The 26,008-nt window shown below is 71.6% G+C and carries 25 protein-coding genes; 15 read left to right on the top strand and 10 right to left on the bottom strand.

The genetic code is table 11. The features are described 5' to 3' along the window. Positions 1–75 precede the first annotated feature (75 nt). From AC4BDD_RS05685 to AC4BDD_RS05660, 6 genes are all read right to left on the bottom strand, one after another. Entirely contained in the window at positions 76–822 is a 747-nt protein-coding gene (locus AC4BDD_RS05685) for a neutral zinc metallopeptidase (RefSeq protein ID WP_490689861.1), read from the bottom strand. Between the two features lie 126 nt (positions 823–948). Beyond that, the gene (locus AC4BDD_RS05680) at positions 949–1,695 is read right to left on the bottom strand and encodes a hypothetical protein (protein WP_490689860.1); all 747 of its coding nucleotides are present in this window, start codon (positions 1,693–1,695) and stop codon (positions 949–951) included. Positions 1,696–1,968: 273 nt separating this feature from the next. Continuing rightward, complete coding sequence (locus AC4BDD_RS05675) at positions 1,969–3,426, bottom strand: catalase (protein ID WP_490689859.1); 1,458 nt, start codon at positions 3,424–3,426, stop codon at positions 1,969–1,971. Positions 3,427–3,697: 271 nt separating this feature from the next. Beyond that, positions 3,698–5,419, bottom strand: coding sequence for a glyoxylate carboligase (gene gcl / locus AC4BDD_RS05670; RefSeq protein WP_490689858.1), 1,722 nt, complete (start codon positions 5,417–5,419; stop codon positions 3,698–3,700). Positions 5,420–5,422: 3 nt separating this feature from the next. Next, on the bottom strand, positions 5,423–6,352 hold the full coding sequence (locus tag AC4BDD_RS05665) for a 2-hydroxy-3-oxopropionate reductase (RefSeq protein WP_490689857.1): 930 nt from the start codon (positions 6,350–6,352) through the stop codon (positions 5,423–5,425). A gap of 13 nt (positions 6,353–6,365) precedes the next feature. After that, positions 6,366–7,181 (bottom strand): TIM barrel protein, encoded by an 816-nt coding sequence (locus tag AC4BDD_RS05660; protein WP_490689856.1) that lies wholly within the window; start codon positions 7,179–7,181, stop codon positions 6,366–6,368. A gap of 119 nt (positions 7,182–7,300) precedes the next feature. On the opposite strand from AC4BDD_RS05660, the gene AC4BDD_RS05655 reads away from it, so the two are divergent. The 7 genes from AC4BDD_RS05655 (at position 7,301) to AC4BDD_RS05625 (ending at position 13,105) form a co-directional block, all read left to right on the top strand. After that, positions 7,301–7,552: a YkoF family thiamine-binding protein gene (locus AC4BDD_RS05655; protein WP_490689855.1), complete on the top strand. Its 252-nt coding sequence runs from the start codon at positions 7,301–7,303 to the stop codon at positions 7,550–7,552. Beyond that, positions 7,549–7,953, top strand: coding sequence for a helix-turn-helix domain-containing protein (locus AC4BDD_RS05650; protein ID WP_490689854.1), 405 nt, complete (start codon positions 7,549–7,551; stop codon positions 7,951–7,953). The genes AC4BDD_RS05655 and AC4BDD_RS05650 overlap by 4 nt, the downstream gene beginning before the upstream one ends. A 93-nt stretch (positions 7,954–8,046) precedes the next feature. Further along, positions 8,047–8,550: a 2-oxo-4-hydroxy-4-carboxy-5-ureidoimidazoline decarboxylase gene (uraD, locus tag AC4BDD_RS05645; protein WP_490689853.1), complete on the top strand. Its 504-nt coding sequence runs from the start codon at positions 8,047–8,049 to the stop codon at positions 8,548–8,550. Further along, positions 8,547–8,936: a hydroxyisourate hydrolase gene (gene uraH / locus AC4BDD_RS05640; RefSeq protein WP_490689852.1), complete on the top strand. Its 390-nt coding sequence runs from the start codon at positions 8,547–8,549 to the stop codon at positions 8,934–8,936. Before uraD ends, uraH begins: the two co-directional genes overlap by 4 nt. 5 nt (positions 8,937–8,941) lie before the next feature. Next, positions 8,942–9,865, top strand: a complete 924-nt coding sequence (gene pucL / locus AC4BDD_RS05635) for a factor-independent urate hydroxylase (protein WP_490689851.1) — start codon at positions 8,942–8,944, stop codon at positions 9,863–9,865. A 174-nt stretch (positions 9,866–10,039) separates the two neighbouring features. Then, complete coding sequence (locus AC4BDD_RS05630) at positions 10,040–11,416, top strand: 8-oxoguanine deaminase (protein WP_490689850.1); 1,377 nt, start codon at positions 10,040–10,042, stop codon at positions 11,414–11,416. A 291-nt stretch (positions 11,417–11,707) separates the two neighbouring features. Then, positions 11,708–13,105 (top strand): nucleobase:cation symporter-2 family protein, encoded by a 1,398-nt coding sequence (locus AC4BDD_RS05625; RefSeq protein ID WP_490689849.1) that lies wholly within the window; start codon positions 11,708–11,710, stop codon positions 13,103–13,105. Between the two features lie 59 nt (positions 13,106–13,164). Here AC4BDD_RS05625 and aceB read toward each other — a convergent pair whose 3' ends face one another. Continuing rightward, positions 13,165–14,790, bottom strand: coding sequence for a malate synthase A (gene aceB / locus AC4BDD_RS05620; protein ID WP_490689848.1), 1,626 nt, complete (start codon positions 14,788–14,790; stop codon positions 13,165–13,167). Positions 14,791–14,984: 194 nt separating this feature from the next. Then, positions 14,985–15,647, bottom strand: coding sequence for a nucleotidyltransferase family protein (locus AC4BDD_RS05615; RefSeq protein WP_490689847.1), 663 nt, complete (start codon positions 15,645–15,647; stop codon positions 14,985–14,987). A 249-nt stretch (positions 15,648–15,896) separates the two neighbouring features. Here AC4BDD_RS05615 and AC4BDD_RS05610 point away from each other — a divergent pair, with 249 nt between their 5' ends. Further along, a complete protein-coding gene (locus AC4BDD_RS05610; RefSeq protein ID WP_490691682.1) occupies positions 15,897–16,256 on the top strand; it encodes a DUF5955 family protein in 360 nt (119 codons plus the stop codon). A gap of 46 nt (positions 16,257–16,302) precedes the next feature. Here AC4BDD_RS05610 and AC4BDD_RS05605 read toward each other — a convergent pair whose 3' ends face one another. Next, complete coding sequence (locus AC4BDD_RS05605; RefSeq protein WP_490689846.1) at positions 16,303–17,091, bottom strand: IclR family transcriptional regulator; 789 nt, start codon at positions 17,089–17,091, stop codon at positions 16,303–16,305. Between the two features lie 282 nt (positions 17,092–17,373). On the opposite strand from AC4BDD_RS05605, the gene allB reads away from it, so the two are divergent. Then, positions 17,374–18,717 (top strand): allantoinase AllB, encoded by a 1,344-nt coding sequence (gene allB, locus AC4BDD_RS05600; protein WP_490691681.1) that lies wholly within the window; start codon positions 17,374–17,376, stop codon positions 18,715–18,717. Next, on the top strand, positions 18,714–19,859 hold the full coding sequence (gene alc / locus AC4BDD_RS05595; protein ID WP_490689845.1) for an allantoicase: 1,146 nt from the start codon (positions 18,714–18,716) through the stop codon (positions 19,857–19,859). Before allB ends, alc begins: the two co-directional genes overlap by 4 nt. Before the next feature lie 365 nt (positions 19,860–20,224). On the opposite strand, the gene AC4BDD_RS05590 is transcribed toward alc, so the two are convergent. Further along, positions 20,225–21,085, bottom strand: a complete 861-nt coding sequence (locus AC4BDD_RS05590; protein WP_490689844.1) for an SCO6745 family protein — start codon at positions 21,083–21,085, stop codon at positions 20,225–20,227. Positions 21,086–21,261: 176 nt separating this feature from the next. Between AC4BDD_RS05590 and AC4BDD_RS05585 the strand changes: the two genes are divergently transcribed. From AC4BDD_RS05585 to AC4BDD_RS05565, 5 genes are all read left to right on the top strand, one after another. Continuing rightward, positions 21,262–21,699 carry a guanyl-specific ribonuclease gene (locus AC4BDD_RS05585; RefSeq protein WP_490689843.1) on the top strand — a complete coding sequence of 146 codons (438 nt, stop codon included), beginning with the start codon at positions 21,262–21,264 and terminating at the stop codon, positions 21,697–21,699. A gap of 244 nt (positions 21,700–21,943) precedes the next feature. Further along, positions 21,944–22,663, top strand: coding sequence for a GntR family transcriptional regulator (locus AC4BDD_RS05580; RefSeq protein WP_490691680.1), 720 nt, complete (start codon positions 21,944–21,946; stop codon positions 22,661–22,663). Positions 22,664–22,883: 220 nt separating this feature from the next. After that, positions 22,884–23,864: a sugar ABC transporter substrate-binding protein gene (locus AC4BDD_RS05575; protein ID WP_490689842.1), complete on the top strand. Its 981-nt coding sequence runs from the start codon at positions 22,884–22,886 to the stop codon at positions 23,862–23,864. Further along, positions 23,861–24,919 carry an ABC transporter permease gene (locus AC4BDD_RS05570; RefSeq protein ID WP_490689841.1) on the top strand — a complete coding sequence of 353 codons (1,059 nt, stop codon included), beginning with the start codon at positions 23,861–23,863 and terminating at the stop codon, positions 24,917–24,919. Before AC4BDD_RS05575 ends, AC4BDD_RS05570 begins: the two co-directional genes overlap by 4 nt. A 107-nt stretch (positions 24,920–25,026) precedes the next feature. Beyond that, positions 25,027–25,788, top strand: a complete 762-nt coding sequence (locus AC4BDD_RS05565) for an ATP-binding cassette domain-containing protein (protein ID WP_490691679.1) — start codon at positions 25,027–25,029, stop codon at positions 25,786–25,788. The last annotated feature ends 220 nt before the right edge of the window (positions 25,789–26,008 follow it).

The raw sequence follows: 26,008 nt of genomic DNA, 5'->3' as shown, positions 1-26,008 counted from the left end.
CCTCCCCACCGTGGAGGGACCATGATGGCACCGGTCACCGACAAGGACTCACGCTGCTCAGGGCGTTCAGGGCGTTCAGGGCATCAGGGCGTCCGGGAGGCAGCCGCGGACTCCGGACCGGGCGCCCTTGTTGAAGGAGGAGATGCGCTCCGAGGCGTCCCCGTGGTCCGCGGTGTCGGTCCACGGGGTCTCGTCGGCCAGTGCGGTCAGCGCCTGGGTCAGCTCCTCGGTGTCGCCCTCCTCGAACCGCAGCGTGCCGTCCCGCTCGGCTCCGAAGAGGACTGCCCCGGCGAGGCAGTCCGCCTGCAACTCCCCTGCGAGGCTGACGAGTTCGGTGTTGAGCCGGCGTTGGACGGCGTGCCCCCACTCGTGGGCGATCACCAGGTACACCCAGGCGTCGCCGGCCCGGTGGCCGGCCCGCATCAGGTCCATGTCCCAGGCGATGTAGTCACCGGCCGGGCAGTAGACGGCGTTGTCGTCGGGGAGTGGCTGCCCGGCGCAACCGGGTGCGTCCGGCGAGGCGCCGTCGTAGGCGCCCAGCACCTGCGGCGGGCGGTACGCGCCGGTGAACAGCTCGTTCCAGTGCGTCTGCCAGTACCCGTCGGTGATCCGCACGGCGGCGTCGATGTCCTCCAGCACGGGCTCGTCGCCGCCGTCCGGCGGGGAGAGCGGGGTCGAGGGGGCCGATGGCGGCGGGGCGGTGGGGAAGGGGGTCCGGTCCCGGCCCGGGGGAGCGTCGTCGTCGCCGAGGCCGCAGCCGGTCACCAGGGCGAGGACGGCGACCAGTGCGGTCGCCGTCCGGACGTACCAGGGAGCAGCCATTGGGGCCTCCGGCGGGCGCGGGCGCGGGGGCGACGTGCTCCCAACAGAACCGTCCGGCGGTCATGATCGCAAGACCGGGCGGCGAAGGTTGCGCACAAGTGAGTGGAACGGGGCAGGGACGGGGGTCTACAAGGGCAGTGGGCCGGTGCGGATCAGTTCGTCCGCCGGGTCGTTGACCGGCTGCGGTGTGCCGGTGAGGTCCATGACGAACAGCGGTATCCGCAGGTCGTCCGCGCGCTTGCGGGCGCTGGGGGCGTAGCCCGCCAGGGAGAAGAAGACAGCGGTGGCCGAGTCGTTGAGTCCGGTCAGCCACAGGCACTCGACGTCCCGCACCGTGGTGGAGCGGGTCGTGGGGTCGACCTGGGCGACGAGTCCCTCTCCGCGCAGCTCCGCGCCGGTCGCCGGCCGGCTCCGCGGGGGGCGCAGGCCGGTGAAGCCCAGCCACTTCAGATACTGCGCGGCGGCGGCGAACGCGTCCCGCGCGGTCCGGATGGTCACCGGCTGGAAGGCCGGCCGCAGCAGCCCGGAGCAGGGGGGCGGGCCGGTGCGGGCCTGTGGCGAACCGTCCGCGGCGTCCTCGCCGGTGTCGTCCGGATCGCCCTCGCCGGCCCGGGCGCGGTCCACCGGCACCCGGATCACGGTGCCGCAGGGGCAGCCGAGCTCGGGCTGCGGCCAGTGGTCCCGGCGGCCGCAGCCGGAGCAGCCCACCACCACCCAGCACTCCTCCCAGGTGCGGTGGAGCACCGCTTCCGGGGCGCCGTCGGGGCGCACGGGCAGGGTGACCGGGGTGCCGCACGCACAGGGGAAGACCGGTGGGGTGAACGACTGCTCGTGGCGGCACACCGGGCAGCGCACCGGCACGCTGTGGGTCATCTGCGGCTCCAGCGACGGGTTCGGCGGGCCCGCGGGGCTGCTCCCCGTGGGCCCCAGGGCTGTGCCCATGCTCCCCGATGCGGCGACACCACGGAGCGGGAATCGTCCCTTCCGTGGCGTCGGATCGTGCTGCCGGTCGTGCTGTGCGGGATGTGGTGGCCGTCCGACGGCGCGAGGCTGCGTGCGTGAGGCAGGACGTTCGCGCCGCCGGACGGATCTCGTGGGGACCGGCCGGGAAGGCCGGCCCGGGTCTCCCGGGGCTTGCGGCCCCGGTCAGTTGTCGCGCAGCTCGCGGACGGCTTCCGCCACCCGCTTGCCGTAGTCGGGGTCGGCGGCGTGGAAGTGGGCGAGGTTCTTCTCGACCACGTCGTCCCGGGTGACCTGGGACAGGCCGCCCGCGATGTTGGCGACCAGCCGCCGCTTCTCCTCCTCGGACATCAGCCGGTACAACTCGCCGGCCTGGAAGAAGTCGTCGTCCTTGGTGTGCGCGGGCGCGGCGTGGGTGCCGGTCCAGCCGGTGACGGCGAGCGGGGCGGACAGCGGCTGGTCGGTCTGGGCCGGCCCGTCGTAGGAGTTGGGCTCGTAGTTCTTGGCGTGCCGGCCCTGGCCGTTGGTGGCCATGAGGCCGTCGCGGCCGTAGTTGTGCGCGCTGGTCGCCTTGGGCGCGTTGACCGGCAGCTGGGTGTGGTTGACGCCCAGCCGGTAGCGGTGCGCGTCGGCGTAGGCGAACAGCCGGCCCTGGAGCATCTTGTCCGGGGAGGGGCCTATGCCGGGCACGAAGTTGTTCGGCGAGAAGGCGGACTGCTCCACCTCGGCGAAGACGTTGTCCGGGTTGCGGTCCAGTACCAGCCGGCCCACCCGGCGCAGCGGGTAGTCGGCGTGCGGCCACACCTTGGTCAGGTCGAACGGGTTGAAGCGGTAGCCGGCCGCGTCGGCCGCCGGCATGACCTGCACGTACAGCGTCCACGAGGGGTAGACCCCGCGCTCGATGGACTGCACCAGGTCGCGCTGGTGGCTGTTGGCGTCCCGCCCGACCGTCTCGGCGGCCTGCTCGGCGGACAGGCAGCGGATGCCCTGGTTGGTCTTGAAGTGGTACTTGACGAAGAAGGCCTCGCCGTCGGCGTTGGTCCACTGGTAGGTGTGCGAGCCGTAGCCGTTCATGTGGCGGTAGGAGGCCGGGATGCCGCGGTCGCCCATGAGCCAGGTGATCTGGTGGGTGGCTTCGGGGGCGTGTGCCCAGAAGTCCCAGACGTTGTCCGGCTCCTGCACGCCGGTGAACGGGTCGCGCTTCTGCGAGTGGATGAAGTCCGGGAACTTGATCGGGTCCTTGATGAAGAACACCGGGGTGTTGTTGCCGACGAGGTCGTAATTGCCCTCTTCGGTGTAGAACTTGACCGCGAAGCCGCGCGGGTCACGCACCGCGTCGGCGCCGCCGAGGTTGTCCGCGACGGTGGAGAAGCGCAGGAACACCTCGGTGCGCTTGCCGACCGTGCCGAGGAAGGCGGCGCGGGTGACGTCGGTGACGTCGTCGGTCACTTCGAAGTGGCCGTAGGCGCCGGAGCCGCGGGCGTGCACGACGCGCTCCGGGATGCGCTCGCGGTTGAACCGGGCGAGCTTCTCCAGGAGGTGCTGGTCCTGGAGGAGGAGCGGGCCGCCGACGCCGGCGGTGGCGGAGTTCTGATTGTCGGCGACGGGGGCGCCCGACTCAGTTGTCAGCGTGTGCTTTGGCATGGCGGACCTTCCGTGACTACTGCCCAGCGGTAGCGCATTTCCGTATCGCGGACACTAGGGATTGCTTCAACAAAATGTCAATGGTGTTGGGAGAGGGTGCCGCCCGGCGGCACTTTGGGCGCGACAGGACAGGTCAGCGCCGCCGGGCGGAACTTGGGGCGGAGCGTGCCGCAGGGCGAGGGCACCTCCTGGGAGCTCCCCCTGGGGACACCCCTGGGGCACCTCCCGGACGGAGTCCGGGGGAGCAGCCGGGGGGAGCGGCCGGGGGAGGTCAGGCCCCCGGCAGCGGCTCGAACTCCTTGACGGCGTCGATGGCCGGGCCGTGCGGAGTGTTCGCCTCACGCTCGATCATGATCTCCACGAGCACCGGGCGCCGCGTGGTCTGGGCCTCCTTGCGGGCCCACTCCAGGCTGGACCGGATGTCGGCGGGGTCGAAGACCCGGGTGCCGGAGCAGCCGTACGCCTCCATGATCTTGACGTTGTCGGAGCCGTACTCGTCGTAGTGGATGTCCACCTGGTAGTTCATGTCGAACGGGATCGACGCCTGGCGGATCAGGCCCAGGTACTCGTTGTTCAGCATGATGATGACGTACGGGACGTGGTACTGGGCGGCGACCGCCAGCTCCTCGACCATGTACTGGAAGCCGTAGTCACCGACGATGCCGACGACCTCGTTGTCCTGGCCCGCCATCTCCAGGGCCTTCTTCACGCCGATCGCCGCCGGGATCTCCCAGCCGAGCGGGCCGGCCTGGCCGCAGATCTGGTAGTGGCGCGGCTTGTACGCCTTCTGGTGCTGGCCGCCCCAGATCTGGTAGAGGCCGATCGCGGTGACGAAGTAGGTGTCCTCGTCGAAGACCTCGTTGATCTCCTTGTAGGCGCGCGGGGCCTTGATCGGGATGTCGTCGAAGTCCTCACGCCGGGTCAGGGTCTGCCGCAGCTCCTGGACCCGGGCCACCCAAGCGCCGTCCGCACGGGTGAGGTTCCTCGCCCTGGCGGCGTCGATCAGCGCGCGCAGGAACAGCTTGGCGTCCGAGACGATGCCCAGGTCCGGCTCGAAGACCTTGCCGATCTGGGTCGCCTCGACGTCGACGTGGATGAACTTCCGCGTGCCCCGGTAGGTGTCCAGCCGGCCGGTGTGCCGGTCGCCGAAGCGGGCGCCGACCGCCAGCACGGTGTCGGACTCCAGGAAGGACTGGTTGCCGTACCGCTGCGAGGTCTGCACCCCGGTCATCCCGGAGTACAGCTCGTGGTCCTCGTCGATGGCGCCCTTGCCCATCAAGGTGACCTGGACCGGGACGCGCAGCAGCTCGGCGAGCTCGCGCACCTCCTCGGCGGCCTCGGCGATGATCACGCCGCCGCCGGCCAGGATCAGCGGCTTCTCGGCGGCCAGCAGCAGGTCGAGGGCGGCCTCCACACGCGGCAGGTGGGGACGGACGGCCTCCACGGCCAGCGGGGCGTCGATCTCCGGGTCGTACCAGATCTCCTGCTGGGCGATGTCGACCGGGATGTCGATCAGAACCGGGCCCGGCCGGCCGGAGCGGGCGATCCGGAACGCCTCGCGGAAGATCCAGGGAGCCTGCGCGGCCTCCTTGATCTGCACCGCCCACTTGGTCACCGGCTTGGCGATGTCGACGATGTCGACCGCCTGGAACGCCTCCTGGTGCAGCTTGGTGGAGGCGGCCTGGCCGGTGATGCAGATGATCGGGATGGAGTCCGCGATCGTGGTGTAGAGGCCGGTGATCATGTTGGTGCCGGCCGGCCCGGAGGTGCCGATGGCCACGCCGACCTTGCCGGTGGTCCGGGACCAGCCGTCCGCCATGTGGGTGGCGCCCTCTTCGTGGCGGACCGTCAGGTGCTCGATGCCGCCGACCGTCTCCATCGCCTTGTACAGCGGGAGGATCGCGGCCCCCGGGCAGCCGTACGCGATGTCGACACCCTCGGACTTCAGGACGTGGACGACCGCCTCCATGGCGGGCATCTTCCGCAGTGCCATGGCTCAGCCCTCCGCCTTCTCGGTGTTCCCGGTGCTCTGGGTCTCCAGGCCCGAGAGCCGCTCGACGCCGCGCAGCAGCCCGGAGTGGTCCAGGCCGCCGTCGCCCTGGGCGCGCAGCGAGGCGACCAGGCCCGCGACCACGGCGCCGACCGGCAGGGCGGCGCCGACGTTGCGGGCGGCGTCGGTGACGATGCCCATGTCCTTGTGGTGCAGGTCGATCCGGAAGCCGGGCTTGAAGTCGCGGTTGAGGAAGTTGTCCTTCTTGCGGGTCAGGACGGTGGAGCCGGCCAGCCCGCCGCCCAGGACTTCCAGCGCGGCGGCCAGGTCCACGCCGGACTTCTCCAGGAAGACCACGGCCTCGGCACACGCCTGGATGTTCACCGCGACGATCAGCTGGTTGGCAGCCTTCACGGTCTGACCGGAGCCGTGCGGGCCGCACAGCACGATGGTCTTGCCGAGCGCCTCGAAGATCGGCTCGGCCTCGTCGAAGTCGGCCGCCTCGCCGCCGACCATGATGGACAGCACGGCCTCGATGGCGCCGGCCTCGCCGCCGGAGACCGGGGCGTCGAGCACCCGGATGCCCTGGTCGGCCGCGGCCTTGGCCAGGTCGACGGAGGTCTGCGGGGTGATCGAGGACATGTCGATCAGGAGCGCGCCGCGCCGGGCATTGGCCAGGATGCCGTCTTCGCCGTAGGCGATGGCCTCGACCTGCGGGGAGGCCGGGACCATGGTGATGATGACGTCGGCGTCCCGGACGGCCTCGGCGATGGAGGTGGCCGGGGTGCCGCCGGCCTTCGCCAGCCGGTCGAGCTTCTCCTGCTCGAGGGTGTAGCCGGTGACGGAGTAGCCCGCCTTGATCAGGTTCTCGGACATGGGGGAGCCCATGATGCCGAGGCCGATCCACGCGATCTTGCTCTGTGGGGTGGTGCTCATCATTGGCCTTCTCTCAGCTCAGCCACTGGAAGTTGTCGGCGCTGGGGCCGGTGGGCTTGTATTCGAGGCCGATCCAGCCGTCGTAACCGGCCTTGGTGAGGCGGTCGAGGAGATCGGTGAAGTCGAGCGCGCCGGTGCCCGGGGCCCCGCGGCCGGGGTTGTCCGCGATCTGCACATGGCCGGTCTTGGCGGCGTGGGAGTCGATGACCTCGGCGAGGTTCTCGCCGTTCATCGACAGGTGGTAGAGGTCCATCAGGAACGCGGCGTTGCCCAGCCCGGTGGCGGCGTTCACCGTGTCCACGACCGCGATCGCGGAGTCGGCGCTCACCAGCGGATAGCGCGGGGACTCCGGCGCGTTGAGCGCCTCGATCAGCAGGGTCGCGCCGATCCGGTCGGCGGCGCGGGCCGCCAGGACCAGGTTCTCCAGCGCGAGTGAGTCCTGGATCTGCGGGTCCACGCCCTCGACCCGGTTTCCGTAGAGCGCGTTCAGCGCCTTGCAGCCCACCGAGGCGGCGAAGTCCGCCGCGACGTCGATGTTGGCCCGGAAGCGGTCCGACTCCTCGCCCGGGAGGGACAGGGCGCCGCGGTCCGGGCCCGGCAGCTGCCCGGCGTAGAAGTTCAGACCGACCAGCTGGGTGCCGGCCTTGTGCAGGGCGTCCCGCAGGGCGTCGAGTTCGGCCTGCTCGGGGGTGGGCGTCTCGACCCACGGCCACCACAGCTCCACCGCGTCGAAGCCTGCGGCCGCCGCGGCGGCGGGGCGCTCCAGCAGCGGGAGCTCGGTGAAGAGGATCGAGAGGTTCACATCGAAGCGCTGGTCCTGGAATCCCACTGGCGCGCTCCTTCCGTATTGCGGAAGTTAATTTCTGTCTGATGGAAGATTGCAGGCGATCTCGGCGGCCTGTCAAGAGGGGCTGCCCGATCCGCGGCGCGGGGCGTTAGGTTGGCGGCGTGAGATTGAGGGTTGAGTTCACGACCGAGCCGTTCGACCTCGACGAGGCGCCGCCGCACGCGCTGGTGGCCCGCGAGGTGGTGCAGTCCGCCCAGCTGGACGCCGTCGACGTGGGGCCGTTCGGCAACACCGCGGAAGGGCGGGCGGACGCCGTGCTCGGCGCCGTGGACGAGCTGCTGCGCAAGTCCCTCGCCGCGGGCGCCACCCGGGTGTCGCTCCAGGTCAACGTCGTGGAGGAGGGTGAGGGGTGACCGAGTCCGCCGACCACCCGTTCGTGACCGCGGTCAAGCCGCTGGTCGATGCCATGGGTGGCGAGATGATCGCGCCCGACCGAGCCCAGGGCGACGATGTGGTGCTCTCCTGGGAGGGGCGCGAGCTGCTGGCCGTGCGGCTGCCGCACCTGTCCGACTCGCTGGACCACATCCTGGCCGAGCTGGAGCGCCGCCACGGCATGCCCCTGGCCAAGCTGGACCGGAAGGCGAAGCAGTCCGTCGTCCGCATCCTGGAGCAGCGCGGCGCCTTCTCGGTGCGGCACGGCGTGGAGACGGTGGCCGGCGCGCTCGGCGTCTCCCGCTTCACCGTTTACAACTACATCAATGCCCAGGAGGAGAAGCGGGCCCGGCGGGAGAGCGCCGCGAAGAACGCGGAGTGACCGCCTGCTCCGGCCGGCCGGGGCAGGCGTCTGTTACCAGAAGTTTTCAACAAAGTGTTGACGCGCTGTACGAGCGGCTCCTAGCTTGCGGGTGTGACTTCCAGCGCATCGCCGGGCCTCGCCCGGCTCAACACGGCCGATGAACCCACGGCGGCCGGGCTGCTGCGCGAGGTGTGCAGCAGCCGGTCGTGGGCCGCGGCGGTGGCGAGCGGCCGCCCCTACGCCGACCCCGAAGCCCTGTTCCGCGCGAGCGACGCCGCCATGGCGGCGCTCACCCCCGCCGACCTCGACGAGGCGATGGCGGGCCACCCGCCGATCGGGCGGCCCAAGCCCGGCGACCCGACCTCGGCGCGGGAGCAGAGCGGGGTACAGGACTCGGTCCGCGCCGAGCTGCTCGAACTCAACCTCGCCTACCAGGACCGGCACGGCCATGTCTTCCTGATCTGCGCCACCGGACGCACCGGCGACGAGATGCTCGCCGCGCTCAAGGAGCGGATCGGCAACGACACCGAGACCGAGCGCGAGATCGTCCGCACCGAACTGGGGAAGATCAACCGCATCCGGCTGACCCGGCTCGCCGAGGGAGAGAGCGCATGAGCACCCAGACCACCGCCTCCGTCTCCACCCACATCCTGGACACCAGCGTCGGACGCCCCGCCGAGGGCGTCGCCGTCCACCTCGCCGCCCGCTCCGGGCGCGAGGCGCAGTGGCGGGCACTGGGCGGTTCCGCGACCGACGCGGACGGACGGTGCAAGGACCTGCCGGCCCTGCCGGAAGGGACGACCCACGTACGGCTGGACTTCGCCGTCGAGCCGTACTTCGAGATCAAGCAAGCCGATGCGCAGCAGGACGCCCCCGCGAATCGGGACAGCGGCGCGTTCTTCCCCGAGGTGACGATCACCTTCGCCGTCACCGCCGGAGAGCACTACCACGTACCGCTGCTGCTCAACCCGTTCGGCTACTCCGTTTACCGAGGGAGCTAGCAGACATGCCCACGATTCTGGGACAGAACCAGTACGGCAAGGCTGAGAACCGCGTCGTCAAGATCACGCGGGACGGCGACACCCACCACATAAAGGACCTGAACGTATCGGTCGCCCTCTCCGGTGACATGGACGAGGTCCACCTCTCCGGCTCCAACGCCAACGTCCTGCCGACCGACACCACCAAGAACACGGTGTACGCGTTCGCCAAGGAGTACGGCATCGAGTCGGCCGAGCAGTTCGGCATCCACCTCGCCCGGCACTTCGTCACCAGCCAGGAGCCGATCCACCGGGCCCGGATCCGAATCGAGGAGTACGCCTGGGAGCGCATCGAGACCTCCGACGGCAACTCCCGCTTCATCGGCGCCGACGAGGTCAAGCACTCCTTCGTCCGCAAGGGCCAGGAGATCCGCACCACCCAGATCACCTTCGACGGCGAGCGCTGGCAGGTCATATCGGGGCTGAAGGACCTGGTGGTGATGAACTCCACCAACTCGGAGTTCTGGGGCTACGTCAAGGACAAGTACACCACCCTCAAGGAGGCGTACGACCGCATCCTCGCCACCCAGGTGTCGTCCCAGTGGCGGTACAGCTGGTCCAGCGACGAGGAGCGGATGCCGAACTGGGACAAGTCCTACGCGCTGGCCAAGAAGCACATGCTGGAGGCATTCGCGGAGAGCTACTCCCTCTCGCTCCAGCAGACGCTGTACCAAATGGGCGCGCGGATCATCAACAGCCGCAGCGAGATCGACGAGATCCGCTTCTCGCTCCCGAACAAGCACCACTTCCTGGTGGACCTCGAGCCCTTCGGCCTGAAGAACGACAACGAGGTCTACTTCGCCGCCGACCGCCCCTACGGACTCATCGAGGCCACCATCCTGCGGGACGGCGTCGAGCCGCAGATCCCGGTCGACCTGACCAATCTGTAGCCACCAGCCCTAGCCCCAGGCCGCGGCCGGCGGCCTGCCCCCGACGCGCGCGCCGGCGTCGAACACCGGGGGAGAGCGGGGGCATCTGCGCACACTGAGCAGTACCGCGGGTCCGGTCGTCACCCCGCTCGACCAACCGGGCCCGCGCATTCCACAGGGAAGAACGAGGAAACCATGGCAGCTTCGCGCATCGTCATCGAGAACTGCGCCATCGCGACCGTGGACGGAGACGACACCGAGTACGCCTCGGGCCATGTCGTCGTCGCCGACAACCGCATCGAATCGGTGGGGGCGGGCGCGGCCCCTGAGAATCTCGAGAACGTCCTCCGCCGTGTCGACGGCACCGGCCACCTGGCCACCCCCGGCCTGGTCAACACCCACCACCACTTCTACCAGTGGATCACCCGCGGGCTGGCCCAGGACTGCAACCTCTTCGACTGGCTGGTCACCCTCTACCCGACCTGGGCGCGCATCGACGAGCAGATGGTGCACGCCGCGGCGCAGGGCTCCCTGGCCATGATGGCCCGCGGCGGCGTCACCACCGCCATGGACCACCACTACGTCTTCCCCAAGGGCTCCGGCGACCTGTCCGGCACCATCATCTCGGCCGCCGCCGACATGGGCGTGCGCTTCACCCTCGCCCGAGGCTCCATGGACCGCGGGGAGTCCGACGGCGGGCTGCCGCCGGACTTCGCCGTGGAGACCCTGGACGGCGCGCTGGCCGCCACCGCGGAGACCGTCGACCGGCACCACGACGCCTCCTTCGACTCGATGACCCAGATCGCGGTCGCGCCGTGCTCGCCGTTCTCCGTCTCCACCGAGCTGATGCGCCAGGGCGCCGAGCTGGCGCGCGCCAAGGGCGTACGCCTGCACACCCACGGCTCGGAGACGGTGGAGGAGGAGAAGTTCTGCCACGAGCTGTTCGGCATGGGCCCCACCGACTACTTCGAGTCCACCGGCTGGCTCGGTGAGGACGTGTGGATGGCGCACTGCGTCCACATGAACGACTCCGACATCGCCGCCTTCGCCCGCACCGGCACCGGTGTCGCGCACTGCCCCTCGTCCAACGCCCGGCTCGCCGCCGGCATCGCCCGGGTCCCGGACATGCTGGCCGCCGGCGTCCCCGTCGGCCTCGGCGTGGACGGCACCGCCTCCAACGAGTCCGGCGAGCTCCACACCGAGCTGCGCAACGCCCTCCTCATCAACCGCCTCGGCGGCCACCGGGAGCGCGCGCTGAGCGCCCGCCAGGCACTGCGGCTGGGCACCCACGGCGGCGCCCAGGTGCTCGGCCGGGCCGACCAGATCGGTTCCCTGGAGCCCGGGAAACTCGCCGACCTGGTGCTCTGGAAGCTCGACGGCATCGGCCACGCGTCGATCGCCGATCCGGTCGCGGCGCTCGTCTTCGGCGCGGCCGCCCCGGTGACCCTCTCCCTGGTCAACGGCGAGCCGGTCGTCGAGGCGGGCCGCCTCACCACGGCCGACGAGGACGCCATCGCCCGCGACACCCGGGACCAGGCCCGGCGCCTCGCCCGCATCGCCGCCGCGGGCTGATCCCCGCGCGCCGACCGCGAGGCCCGGCACAACCACACAAGGACTCCGGCCGGGAGGGACGGCTCCCGGCCGGGCTCGTGGACCCATGGGCCCACGAGCGCCGTGCCCGGGGACGGGGGACCTGAACCCTTCTCCCCGGGCACGGACGAAACCCGCGAGGGAGCCCCACCGGGCTCCCTTCTTCCGTACGGGCACCCGCACCCGGGCGCCTCCCGGTCACGCGCACCCGCACGCGTCTGGCACCACCCGCACCCCCCACAGCACCTCCCTGAAACCCGCGTCCGCCGTGGCGTGTTACCCGACAGGAGGATCGGCGTGCATCCGGTCGATCAGACTCTTCCCCCCTTCAAGATGTTCACCAGCGGGCTGCAGCACGTGGCCGCGATGTACGCGGGCGTGGTGGCCCCGCCGATGATCATCGGCCCGGCCGTCGGGCTCTCGGCGACCGAGACCACCTTTCTCATGGGCGCCAGCCTGTTCACCGCCGGCCTCGCCACGCTCCTGCAGACCCTCGGCTTCTGGAAGGTCGGCGCCCGGCTGCCCTTCGTCAACGGCGTCTCGTTCGCGGGCGTCACCCCGATGATCGCGATCGGCAACGGCGCCGGGGAGCACGACGCGCTGCCGGTGATCTTCGGCGCCACCATCGTCGCCGGAGTCCTCGGCTTCCTCCTGGCGCCCTGGTTCTGCAAACTGGTGCGCTACTTCCCGCCGCTGGTCACAGGCACCGTCATCACCCTGATAGGCATATCCCTGCTGCCCGTCGCCTTCAACTGGGCCCAGGGCGGCAACTCCGGCGCCGACGACTACGGGGACCCGACCAACCTGGGCCTGGCCGCCGCCACCCTGCTCCTGGTGCTCGTGCTCCGCCGGCTGCTGCGTGGCTTCCTCCAGCAGATCGCGATCCTGCTCGGCCTCGTCGGCGGCACCCTGATCGCCATACCCTTCGGCGTCACCCACACCGACGCGATACGCGACGCCGACATCGTCGGCTTCCCGACGCCCTTCCACTTCGGCGCCCCGCAGTTCGACCTCGCGGCCATCATCTCCATGTGCGTGGTGATGCTGGTCTGCATGACCGAGTCGACGGCGGACATGCTCGCGCTGGGGCAGATCGTCGACCGCCCGGCGGACGAACGCACCCTGGAGGGCGGCCTGCGCGCGGACACCCTGGGCACCGCGATCAGCCCGCTGTTCAACGGCTTCGCCACCAGCGCCTTCGCCCAGAACATCGGCCTGGTGGCGATGACCAAGGTGCGCAGCCGGTTCGTCGTCGCGACCGCCGGCGGGATCCTCGTCGTGCTCGGGCTCTGCCCGGTCGCCGCCTCGGTCATCTCGCTCGTCCCGCTGCCGGTGCTGGGCGGCGCGGGCATCGTGCTCTTCGGCTCGGTGGCCGCGAGCGGGGTGCAGACCCTGGCCGGGGCGGCGCTGGAGAAGGGCGACAACGGGCTGATCGTGGCCGCCGCGCTGGGCATCGGTCTGATCCCCATCGCCGCGCCGGACTTCTACCACGCCTTCCCGGACGATCTGCTGGTCGTGCTGGACTCGGGGATCAGCACGGGCTGCATCGTCGCGGTGGCGCTGAACCTGGCCTTCAACCACGTTGGGCGTACTGGGGCTCCGCCCCAGACCCCGGTTGTGCCCACCCGTTCCGCCCTGCGGAACGACTGCCCACAACCGGCGGAAAAGTAAGCCCCTCCGGCGATTGAGGAGCGGGGTCCGGGGCGGAGCCCCGCTCCTTGGGGGCGCGTTCAGCCCAGCAGTTCGTACGCGGGCAGGGTCAAGAAGTCCGCGTAGTCCTCGTCGAGCGACACCTTCAGCAGCAGATCGTGGGCCTGCTGCCACCGCCCCGCCGCGAACGCCTCCTCGCCGATCTCCGCGCGGATGGCGGCCAGTTCCCGCGCGGCCACCTCGCGGGCCAGCTCCGCGGTCGCGGTCACCGTCCGCCCCTCGTGCTCGAACTCGACGCCCGCGTTGATCCACTGCCAGATCTGCGAGCGGGAGATCTCGGCCGTGGCGGCGTCCTCCATGAGGTTGAAGATGGCGACCGCGCCCAGACCGCCGAGCCACGCCTCGATGTAGCGGATGCCGACCTGGACCGCGTTGCGCAGGCCCTCGTACGTGGGGGCGGCGTCCAGCGAGGCGATGTCGATGAGTTCGGCGCCGGTGACGTGGACGTCCTCCCGCAGCCGGTCCTTCTGGTTCGGCTTGTCGCCGAGCACGGCGTCGAAGGAGGCCATGGCGATCGGCACCAGGTCCGGGTGGGCGACCCAGGAGCCGTCGAAGCCGTCCGCGGCCTCCCGGTCCTTGTCCGCCCGGACCTTGTCGAAGGCCACCTTGTTGACCTCCGGGTCCTTGCGAGAGGGGATGAAGGCCGCCATGCCGCCGATGGCGTGGGCGCCGCGCTTGTGGCAGGTGCGCACCAGGAGCTCGGTGTACGCGCGCATGAACGGGGCCGTCATGGTCACCGCGTTGCGGTCCGGCAGGACGAACTTCGGCCCGCCGTCCCGGAAGTTCTTCACGATGGAGAAGAGGTAGTCCCAGCGGCCGGCGTTGAGCCCGGCGGCGTGGTCGCGCAGCTCGTAGAGGATCTCCTCCATCTCGTACGCCGCGGTGATCGTCTCGATCAGGACGGTGGCGCGGACGGTGCCCTGCGGGATGCCCAGGTAGTCCTGGGCGAAGACGAAGATGTCGTTCCACAGCCGCGCCTCGAGGTGCGACTCGGTCTTGGGCAGGTAGAAGTACGGGCCCTTGCCCTGGTCGATCAGGCGCTGGGCGTTGCGGAAGAAGTACAGGCCGAAGTCGACCAGCGCGCCGGGGAGCGGGCGGCCGTCCGCCTGGATGTGCCGCTCGTCCAGGTGCCAGCCGCGGGGGCGCATCACCACGGTCGCCAGCTCCTGGGCGGGCCGCAGTGCGTAGGTCTTGCCCTGCGGGCTGGTGAAGTCGATGCGGCGCTCATAGGCGTCGGTCAGGTTGAGCTGGCCGAGGATGACGTTCTCCCAGGTGGGAGCCGAGGCGTCCTCGAAGTCGGCGAGCCAGACCCTGGCGCCCGAGTTCAGGGCGTTGATGGTCATCTTGCGGTCCGTGGGCCCGGTGATCTCCACCCGGCGGTCGTTCAGCGCGGCGGGGGCCGGGGCCACCCGCCAGCTGTCGTCCTCGCGGATGTGCGCGGTCTCGGGGAGGAAGTCCAGGGTGCTGGTGCGGGCGATCTCGGCGCGGCGCTCCGCGCGGCGCGCGAGCAGCTCGTCGCGGCGCGGGGTGAAGCGCTGGTGGAGAGCGGCGAGGAAGGCCAGGGCCTCATCGGCCAGCACCTCGCCCTGACGCTCCAGTGGCTCGGCATCGACGATGGCCAGCGGGGACGGCGCTGGTGCGGACATGGGCTGTCACTCCTTCTGTGATGGCACGGGGTGCCGCAGCTCCTGGGGCGCGGTCGCCGGCGCCATCTGATGCTCAGGGCGCTTCTGACCTGTGGAGAATAATTTCCTCATGGTGGAAGTTCAATGGTTTGTTGATGTCGAGATATTTTTCCGCCGCTGACCGGCCGGGGCGGTGGCGCACAGTGCCACCCTCCTCACTCCAGGATCGCCAGATCCTCCGGTGTGTCGATGTCGTCGGGCGCCGCGATGTCCGAGCACTCGACCAGCCGCAGCCGCTCCCGGTGCGCCGTCAGGAAGTCGCGGGCCCCCCGGTCGCCGGTGGCCGTGGTGGCGACCAGCGGCCACAACGTCCGCCCGAACAGCACCGGATGGCCGCGCCGGCCGTCGTATCCGGCCGCCACCAGATCCGCCCCCTCGCGGTGCGCGGTCAGCAGCCGGGCCACCGCCTCCGGGCCGATCCGCGGCTGGTCGACCAGCATCACCAGGGCCGCCGGGGCGTCGGTCCCGGCGAGCGCCAGCAGGCCGGCGCGGAGCGAGGACCCCATGCCCGACTCCCAGTCCGGGTTCTCCACCACCCGGCAGCCGGCCAGCTCGGCCCGCCGGCGCACCTGGTCCGCGGCCGCGCCCAGCACCACCTGGACCGGATCGCAGCCGCCGGCCCGCAGCGCGGCCACCGCCCGCTCCACCAGCGGCCGTCCCCGGTGCGTCAGGAGCGCCTTGGGCCGCCCGCCCAGCCGCCGCCCGCCGCCCGCCGCGAGCAGCAGGCCGGCCACCGGGGCGGCGCCGGACCGCCCGCCGGACGGCCCACCGGAGGGCGCCGCGCCGGGTGGCGTGCGGTCATCGGTCGCGTCTTTCATACGCCCTGCATACCGCATCGCGGGCGGCGGGAGCCTGGGTCGCGAAGAGGTAAAACCGGCAACTAATTTCGCCCTCCGTGTGGCGCACTGTGCGGAGAGTGGCGTTAACTGATCCGCGGGCTCGCTTCCGGCTCCGGGGGAGAGGCCGCGGTGGAACGGGCGAGGGCTCGCGCAAGGACGCGCGAGGGGGAGAGGCGAGTGTTGTCCGACGACTGTGCGGGGCTCGGGCTGCGGCCCGGCGTCCCGGTCATGGAGGGCGCCACCATCGTGAACCAGGCGCGCGTGATCGGTGCCGACCAGGACCCGCGAACTCTGGAGCTGCTCCGGGCGGTGGCTCAGCTGCGGCGCGAACTCGCCGCCCACCCGGCGGATTTACCTGACCGCGTCATCGCCGAGGACGAACTGGCCGACCTGCATGCGATGGCCTGCTCCGGCGCGCCCGAGCTGCCCCGGCTGCGCCGCTCGCTGCTGCTCGTGGCGGGGGCGCTCGGCTCGGTCAGCGCGCTGGCCGCCGCGCTCGGCACGCTCCGCCAGGCCATCGATCTCTTCGGCGAGCAGAAGTCAAGCCCCTCCTGGGGGTCCCCCCGGACGAAGTCTGGGGGAGTCTGAGGAGCGGGGTCCGGGGCGGAGCCCCGGAAAAAACCACAGCCCCGGCTCACCCTGAGTTCGTGTCGGCGAGCGCCAGCGACAGCTGCGCCGCCACCTCCTTGAGGATCGGCACGATCTCCTCCGTCGCCTCCTCGGTCACCCGTCCCGCGGGCCCCGAGATCGAGATGGCCGCCGAGGTCGGGGAGTCGGGAACCGGCACCGCGAGGCAGCGCACGCCCATCTCCTGCTCGTTGTCGTCCACCGCGTAGCCCAGCTCGCGCACCTGCTCCAGCGCGGCCAGGAACTCGTCCGGCGAGGTGATCGTCCGCTGGGTCGCGGCGGGCATCCCGGTGCGGCCGAGCAGCGCCCGCACCTCCTCGGGCGGGGTGTGCGCGAGCAGCGCCTTGCCCACGCCCGTGGAGTGCGGCAGCACCCGCCGCCCGACCTCGGTGAACATCCGCATCGAGTGGCGCGAGGGCACCTGTGCGACGTACACCACCTCGTCGCCGTCGAGCAGCGCCATGTTGGCGGTCTCGCCGGTCACCTCCACCAGCTGCGCCAGGTACGGGCGGGCCCAGGTGCCCAGCAGCCGGGACGCGCTCTCGCCGAGCCGGATCAGCCGGGGGCCCAGCGCGTACCGGCGATTGGGCTGCTGGCGCACGTATCCGCAGGCCACCAGGGTGCGCATCAGGCGATGGATGGTGGGCAGGGGGAGTCCGCTGCTGCCGGAGAGCTCGCTCAGCCCGACCTCGCCCCCGGCGTCGGCCATCCGCTCCAGGAGGTCGAAGGCGCGCTCCAGGGACTGGACACCGCCGGTGTTGTTGCTGGCGGTCTTGGGCTCGACGGACGGCGGCACGACGCGTTCCTTTCGGGACGGATGGGGTCGACCGGTGCCCCCTTGGCGTCCGACCGACCGGCAACGGGCAGCCTACCCGGCCCCGGCGATCTCCACAGCGGCCAAATCATTCTACTTTACGGAATCAAGATTCCGTCTTGTGGAATCCTCCAAAGGGGCCGGCCGTCGCTCGGTCGGGGCTTCAGTGACTCCGGTTGGGTCTTGACGCCGCCCGGGCCCGAGTGAAGACTTCAACAGAACGTTGAAGAACGTTGGATTCCGCTCGACATCGTGGAGGGACCGTTGACCGACGTGGAGCTGGTGCTGCGTTCGACGCGGGTCGTCACCCCGGAGGGGATGCGTGCCGCGTCCGTCGCCGTGGCCGGAGGCAAGATCGCCGCCGTGCTGCCGTACGCGGCCGACGTCCCCGCCGGAGCCCGGCTGGAGGAGCTCGGCGACGACGTCCTGCTCCCCGGGCTCGTCGACACCCATGTCCATGTGAACGACCCGGGCCGCACCGCGTGGGAGGGCTTCGGCTCCGCCACGCGCGCCGCGGCGGCCGGCGGCGTCACCACCCTCGTCGACATGCCGCTCAACAGCATCCCGCCGACCACCACCGTCGACGCCCTGGAGGTGAAACGATCCGTCGCCCGTGACCAGGCGCATATCGACGTCGGCTTCTGGGGCGGCGCGGTGCCCGGCAACGTGGCCGACCTCCGGCCCCTGCACGACGCGGGCGTCTTCGGCTTCAAGTGCTTCCTGCTCCACTCGGGTGTGGACGAGTTCCCGCAGCTCTCCCCGGCCGAACTCGAAGCGGCACTCGCCGAGATCGCCGGTTTCGGCGGACTGCTCATCGTGCACGCCGAGGACCCGCAGCTGATCGGCAGCGCCCCCGCGGCCGATGGCCCGGCCTACGCCGACTTCCTCGCCTCCCGGCCCCGCGCCGCCGAGGACCAGGCCATCGCCGGACTCGTCGCCCTGGCCCGCAAGCTCGATGCCCGGGTGCACGTCCTCCATCTCTCCTCCGGCGACGCGCTGCCGCTCATCGCCGAGGCCCGGCGCGAGGGCGTGAAGGTCACCGTGGAGACCTGCCCGCACTTCCTCACCCTGACGGCGGAGGAGGTCCCCGACGGCGCCACCGAGTTCAAATGCTGTCCGCCCATCCGGGAGGCGGCCAACCAGGACGCGCTGTGGGACGGCCTGGCCGACGGCGTCATCGACTGCGTCGTCTCCGACCACTCGCCGTGCACCGCCGACCTCAAGGTCGCCGACTTCGGCCAGGCCTGGGGCGGCATCGCCTCGCTCCAGCTGGGCCTGCCCGCCGTGTGGACCGAGGCCCGGCGCCGCGGGCGCACCCTGGAAGAGGTGGCCCGCTGGATGGCCACCGCCCCGGCCGAGCTGGTCGGCCTCGGCTCCAAGGGCGCCATCGAAGCCGGCCGGGACGCCGACTTCGCCGTCCTCGCCCCCGACGAGACCTTCACCGTCGACGCCGCCGATCTCCACCACCGCAACCCCGTCACCGCGTACGCCGGGAAGACCCTGCACGGCGTCGTACGGTCCACCTGGCTGCGCGGCCGGAAGATCGCCGACCACGGCGTCACCACCGAGCCCACCGGACGACTCCTCGAAAGGCAGCCCCAAGGATGACCGCCGCGATACCGTCCTTCACCGGCGACGCGAGCCCCTACCCGGGCGGCGACCCGTACGCCGACTACCGCACCGCCGACTTCCCGTTCACCCACCACGCCGACCTCGCCGACCGGCGGCTGGGCGCCGGGGTGATCGCCGCCAACGACGAGTTCTTCGCCGAGCGGGAGAACCTCCTCAGGCCCGAGCCCGCGCACTTCGACCCCGAGGCGTTCGGCCACAAGGGCAAGATCATGGACGGCTGGGAGACCCGGCGGCGGCGCGGCGCCGGCGCCGACACCCCGCACCCCACCGACGAGGACCACGACTGGGCGCTGATCCGCCTCGGCGCACCCGGCGTCATCCACGGCATCGTCGTCGACACCGCGCACTTCCGCGGCAACTACCCGCAGTCGGTCAGCATCGAGGCCACCTCGCTGCCCGGCTCCCCCTCACCCGAGGAACTGCTGGCCGAGGACGTCGAGTGGACGGTCCTCGTGCCGCGCACCGCGGTCGGCGGCCACGCCGCCAACGGCTTCACCGTCGACAGCCCGCGCCGCTTCACGCACCTGCGGCTCAACCAGCACCCGGACGGTGGCGTCGCCCGGCTGCGGGTCTACGGCGAGGTCGCCCCGGACCCCGAATGGCTCGCCGTGCTGGGCACCTTCGACCTGGCCGCGCTGGAGACGGGCGGCGCCGTCGAGGACGCCTCGGACCGCTTCTACTCGCCGCCCGCCAACACCATCCAGCCGGGCCGCTCCCGGAAGATGGACGACGGCTGGGAGACCCGGCGGCGGCGGGACAAGGGCAACGACTGGGTGCGCTACCGGCTCACCGAGCAGGCGGAGATCCGCGCGGTGGAGATCGACACCGGCTACCTGAAGGGCAACGCGGCCGGCTGGGCCGCGCTGTACGCCCTGGACGCCACCACCGGCGCCGACCCGGCCGACCACACCACCGGCTGGGTGGAGATCCTGCCCCGGACCCGGCTCCAGCCGGACACCGTGCACCGGTTCGTGCCGAAGGCGACGCCGGCGGCCACCCATGTGCGGATCGACATCTTCCCGGACGGCGGCATCGCCCGGCTGAGGCTGCACGGTTCGCTCACCGCGGACGGCGCCAAGCGGCTCGCCGCGCGCCACGTGGAGCTCGGGGGAGCCTGACACGGCCCCCGGAATCCGCCGGGCGACGCCTGGACCCTCGCAACCGGTCCGGGCGCCGGTCCCACTCGGACGAAGGTCTCGTCCGAGCGGCGGTCCGACGCCGGACGAAGGTCTCGTCCGGACGGGCCGACCCGGCGACGCCCCGGCGAGGCCATGGCGACGGCCTCGCCGGGGCGACCGCCCGCTCGAAGGCTGCGGCCCCACCCCGGCGATCGCCCGGGCCGGGCCCGATGAGACTGCTGACGGAAAGGCCGCCGGGCCGGTCCACGCCCGACCCGGCGGCCTGCCTCTCGCGGTGGCGCTCCGTCAGTCAGGGGGTTCGGCGGTGGGTCGCCGCGTCGCCGCGGAGACCCACCGCCAACCTTCTAGGTGTCCGAACCCTCGTGCGCGGGCTTCGGCAGCCCTATCGGGTTGGGGAAGCGCAGCGCCGCGCCGCAGGCCCGCGCCAGTGGCGTCAGCAGGTCGGCCAGCCGCCGCGCCCCCGAGTCGCCGAGGCGCTGCCAGGGCCGCGCCGCGGCGCGGTCGGTGGCCTCCTCCACCGCGTCGAAGGCCTCCCGGCCGCGCGCGGTCGCGGTGCCGTCCGGCGCCAGCCAGCCGCGCCCGGCAAGCCGCTCCCGGGCCGCGGCCCACTCCTCGTCACTCCAGCCGCGGTACGGCTGCAACTCCTCGCGGGGCAGGCGCACGGGGAGTCCGGTGCGTAGCACCAGCGCCTCGCAGCCGTCCAGCCCGGCGGCGACCAGCGCCGCGACGTGGCCGTCGCCGCGGTGCTCGCGCAGCAGTGTGGCGGCGTGCCACAGCCGGTCCAGCGGATCCGCGGGGACCGGCAGCGCGGCGTTCGCCGCGGACAGCACCCGCCCGGCGTGGTCCAGCCCGGCGGCCGCCTCCAGCAGTGCCTCGGCGGCGCGCCCGGCCTCCGCCTCCCGCCCGGCGAGCAGCCGGCCCAGCGCGTCGGCGGCCCCGGCCCGTCGCGCGTCCAGGGCCCGCCCGGGATCGGCCACCCGCCACACCCCGGGCAGGGCGCGGGCCACCATGGCGGGCGCGAAGGAGAAGAACGCCGCCGCCACCGGCTCCGGCCCCACCGCGCCCAGCGGCGCCGCCCGTCCGGCGAAGTAGCCGCGCCAGAAGCCGCGCAGCCCGGCCTCCTCGAAGGCCGCATGGGCTTGCGGAGCGAAGTAGGTGACGGCGTGAATCGGCTCGAACAGGGTCCACAGCACACGGGAGTTCACCGCCGGAGTACACCACGCGCCGGCCCGGGCGGCCAAGGCGGAATCCAGGCCGGCCGGGGATGTCGCCGGGCGACGTTCACTCGGCGGTGACGTGTGGGCGGACCGTGTGAACTCCCGGGGAACATCCGGGGTTTGGCGTTGACATGACACCGTCTACGCGCGTCATGCTGTTGCTCATGAAGATCCCCCCACGGATGACCCGTCTCGGTGCCCTCGGCGCCCTCGCCTCGGCCCTGCTGCTCGCCGGCCCCGCCGTCGCGGCCACCCCCGCCGCCCCTCACCCGAGTCCCAAGGCCACTGTCGCCGTCGCCGCGCCGCGCGCCGCCGCAGTCGGCGAGATCTGCTACTCCGCCCTGCCCTCCCAGGCGCACGACACCCTCCGCCTGATCGACTCCGGGGGGCCCTTCCCGTACCCCCAGGACGGCACCGTCTTCTCCAACCGGGAAGGCGTCCTGCCCCAGCAGAACAGCGGCTACTACCACGAGTACACGGTGATCACGCCCGGCTCCGACGACCGCGGCGCGCGCCGCATCGTCACCGGGAAGCGCACCGACGAGGACTACTACACCGCCGACCACTACGCCACGTTCGACCTGGTCGACCGCGGCTGCTGACCCACCCCCACACACCCGGCGACCCAGCGCGGCCGCCGCCCGGCTCCGGGCGGCGGCCGCCGCCGCGCCCACTCTTTCTCCGTCCCCCTTCCGTTCCTTCTCCGTTCTCCACCGGGCTTCGTTCCCTCTTTGTCCGGACAATCGGACTTCCCGACTTCCCGCCGTGTACTCACCCGGTTACGCTCACGGGGTGGCACCGCAGGAAGCACCTTCGCCGGGGCGTTCCGGACCGCTCCAGTTCAGCGTGGACCGCACCAGCCCCGTCCCGCTGTACTTCCAGCTGTCCCAGCAGCTCGAGGCGGCCATCGAACAGGGGCGGCTGGCCCCCGGCAGCCTGCTCGGCAACGAGATCGAACTCGCCGGACGGCTCGGCCTGTCCCGCCCCACCGTCCGCCAGGCCATCCAGTCCCTGGTCGACAAGGGCCTGCTGGTCCGCCGCCGCGGCGTCGGCACCCAGGTGGTGCACAGCCAGGTCAAGCGCCCGCTGGAGCTCAGCAGCCTCTACGACGACCTGGAAGCCGCCGGCCAGCGCCCCGCCACCCGGGTGCTGCGGCACCTCACCGAACCGGCGCCCGCCCAGGTCGCGGCCGCCCTCGGGGTGGCCGAGGGCACCGAGGTGGTGCTGATCGAGCGGCTGCGCCTGGCGCACGGCGAGCCGATGGCGCATCTGCGCAACCACCTCCCCGCCGGCCTGCTCGACCTGGACACCGCCGCCCTGGAGGAGACCGGGCTGTATCGCCTGATGCGCGCCGCCGGGATCACCCTGCACAGCGCCCGGCAGACGGTCGGCGCGCGGGCCGCGACGCCGGAGGAGAGCGAGCGGCTCGGCGAGGTGGTCGGCGCCCCGCTGCTGACCATGGAGCGCACCACCTTCGACGACACCGGCCGTCCGGTGGAGTTCGGCGCGCACATCTATCGCGCCTCCCGGTACGCCTTCGAGTTCCAGCTGCTGGTGCGCCCCTAGGGGTGCCCGGCCCCGGCCGCCGACGGATCTCTGCGCGATCTCTTGACGTGGCCACGCTGGGCACATAGGTACCTGAGCTGACCGGAGCCGCCGGTCGGCGGTCAGGGACGGTCAGGGATACTGGGACGTTCGCGCGCCGCAGGCCGGCGCCGGCCGCACCCGTGACGGACAGCGAGAAGGGCGAGACTTCGTGGCAAGGGTTGGGACAGGTGTACGGGCGATGACCGCCGTGCTGGCAGCGGTGCTCGGCGCGACCCTGGCGGGGTGCAGCAGCACGGGCGGCAAGCGGGCCGAGGAGCGGCGGGAGGCCGCCGCCGAGGGCCGCGCCGCGGTGAACACCCCCCGCTGGACCATCGCCATGGTCACCCACTCCGGCGACGGCGACACCTTCTGGGACATCGTCCAGAAGGGAGCCAAGCAGGCGGCCGTCAAGGACAACATCAAGTTCCTCTACGGCCACCACGAGGAGGGCCAGCAGCAGGCCCAGCTCGTCCAGTCCTACATCGACCAGGACGTCGACGGGCTGATCGTCAGCCTCGCCAAGCCCGACGCCATGAAGGACGTGCTGGCCAAGGCGCGCAAGGCCGGCATCCCGGTGGTCACCGTGAACTCCGGATCCAAGGAGTCCAAGGACTTCGGCGCCCTCACCCACATCGGCCAGGACGAGACCATCGCCGGCGAGGCGGTCGGCGAGGAGCTGAACAAGCGCGGCAAGAAGAAGGCCCTGTGCGTGCTCCACGAGCAGGGGAACGTCGGCCACGAGCAGCGCTGCGACGGCACCGAGGACACCTTCGAGGGCAAGCTGGAGAAGCTGTACGTCGAGGGCACCAACATGCCCGACGTGCAGTCCTCCATCGAGGCCAAGCTCTCGGCGGACAAGGACATCGACGCCGTCGTCACCCTCGGCGCGCCGTTCGCCGACACCGCCGCCAAGGCCGCCGACCAGGCCGGCAGCGACGCGGAGATCGACACCTTCGACCTCAACGCCAAGGTCGCCGCCGGCCTCCAGGACGGCACCCTCGGCTTCGCCGTCGACCAGCAGCCGTACCTCCAGGGCTACGAGGCCGTCGACCTGCTGTGGCTCTACCGCTACAACGCCGACGTCCTCGGCGGCGGCCGCCCGGTCCTCACCGGCCCGCAGATCATCACCAAGGACGACGCGGCCGACCTCGCCGACTACACCGAGCGGGGTACCCGATGAGCACCACCGCGCCCCCCGCGACGGCGGGCGAGAAGACCCGTGACGAGCGGCTGATGCCCCGCTCCGCGCCGCGCCGCCTCCTCAGCCGCCCGGAGCTCGGCTCCGTCGTCGGCGCCATCGCCGTCTTCGCCTTCTTCTCGGTCGCCGCCGAATCCTTCCTCCAGTGGTCCAGCTTCGGCACCGTGCTGTACGCCTCCTCGACCATCGGGATCATGGCGGTGCCGGTGGCGCTGCTGATGATCGGCGGCGAGTTCGACCTCTCCGCGGGCGTCATGGTCACCTCGTCCGCGCTGATCTCGTCGATGTTCTCGTACCAGATGACGGCGAACGTCTGGGTCGGCGTCGGGGTCTCGCTGCTCGCCACCCTCGCCATCGGCTTCTTCAACGGCTTCATCCTGACCCGCACCAAGCTGCCCAGCTTCATCATCACGCTGAGCACCTTCCTGATGCTCACCGGCGCCAACCTGGGCTTCACCAAGCTGATCAGCGAGACCGTCTCCACCAAGACCATCGGGGACATGGAGGGCTTCCCCTCCGCCCGGAAGGTCTTCGCCTCCCACCTGACCATCGGCGAGCTGGAGCTGAACGTGACGATCCTGTGGTGGCTGGGCATGGTCGCCCTCGCCACCTGGATCCTGCTGCGCACCCGCGCCGGGAACTGGATCTTCGCGGCCGGCGGCGGCGCGGACGCGGCCCGCGCGGTCGGCGTCCCGGTCAACCGCACCAAGATCGCGCTGTACATGGGTGTGGCGTTCGGCGCCTGGGTCTCCGGCCAGCACCTGCTGATGTCGTACGACGTGGTGCAGTCCGGCGAGGGCGTCGGAAACGAGCTCCTCTACATCATCGCGGCCGTCATCGGCGGCTGTCTGATGACCGGCGGCTACGGCTCGGCCATCGGGGCGGCCGTCGGCGCCTTCATCTTCGGCATGACGAACAAGGGCATCGTGTACGCGCAGTGGAACGCCGACTGGTTCAAGCTGTTCCTCGGGGCGATGCTGCTGCTCGCCGCGCTGCTCAACGTGTGGGTCCGTAAGCGGGCGGAGGCCAGCAAGTGAGCACCGAGAAGCGACCCGACCAGCGGCCGGAGCGGCCCGAGCAGTCGGCGCGGCCCGAGCAGCCGGAGCAATCAGACCAGTCGGAGCGGCCGGCCCCGGGAACCCCGCTGATCCGGCTGGACGGCGTGGGGAAGTTCTACGGCAGCATCAAGGCCCTGGAGGGCGTCTCCCTGGAGGTGCACGCCGGGGAGATCACCTGCGTGCTCGGTGACAACGGCGCGGGCAAGTCCACCCTCATCAAGATCATCTCCGGGCTGCACCAGCACGACGCCGGAACCCTCGACATCGAGGGCGAGGAGACCCGGCTCGGCTCGCCGCGCGAAGCCCTGGACCGCGGCATCGCCACCGTCTACCAGGACCTGGCCGTCGTCCCGCTGATGCCGGTGTGGCGCAACTTCTTCCTCGGTTCCGAGCCCACCAAGGGGCGCGGCCCCCTCCGCCGCCTGGACGTCGCCAGGATGCGCGAGACCACCCGCACCGAGCTGCTGCGGATGGGCATCGACCTGCGCGACGTGGACCAGCCCATCGGCACCCTCTCCGGGGGCGAGCGGCAGTGCGTGGCCATCGCGCGCGCCGTCTACTTCGGCGCCAAGGTCCTGGTCCTGGACGAGCCCACCGCCGCGCTCGGCGTCAAGCAGTCCGGGGTGGTGCTGAAGTACGTGGCCGCCGCCCGGGACGCGGGGCTCGGTGTGGTGCTGATCACCCACAACCCGCACCACGCGTACCTGGTCGGCGACCGGTTCGTCCTGCTCAAGCGCGGAGCGATGGCGGGCAGCCACGCCAAGTCGGAGATCGCCCTCGAGGAGCTGACCCGGCAGATGGCCGGCGGCAGCGAGCTGGAGCAGCTCAGCCACGAGCTGGCCCGCTAGACCTTTCGTTCTCGAATGCCGGACGGGCTGGATTTTCCAGCCCGTCCGGCGTTTCAGGACACAGCGCCCGGGGCCGAGCCCCGGAAACACAGCGCCATATGCGCCGCCCCCCGCCGGTGAGGCACAATCGCACGGCGGGCCCGCACCCGCGAGCCCACGCACGCCGAGGCCCCGGGCCTCCCGAGACCCCCGCAGGGACGACGACTCTTGCGAGTACCCA

It is taken from the genome of Streptomyces sp. JLBT605, assembly GCF_058215555.1.
Note: the sequence above shows the minus strand (reverse complement) of the source record. Positions and strands in the feature narration are given on the sequence as shown.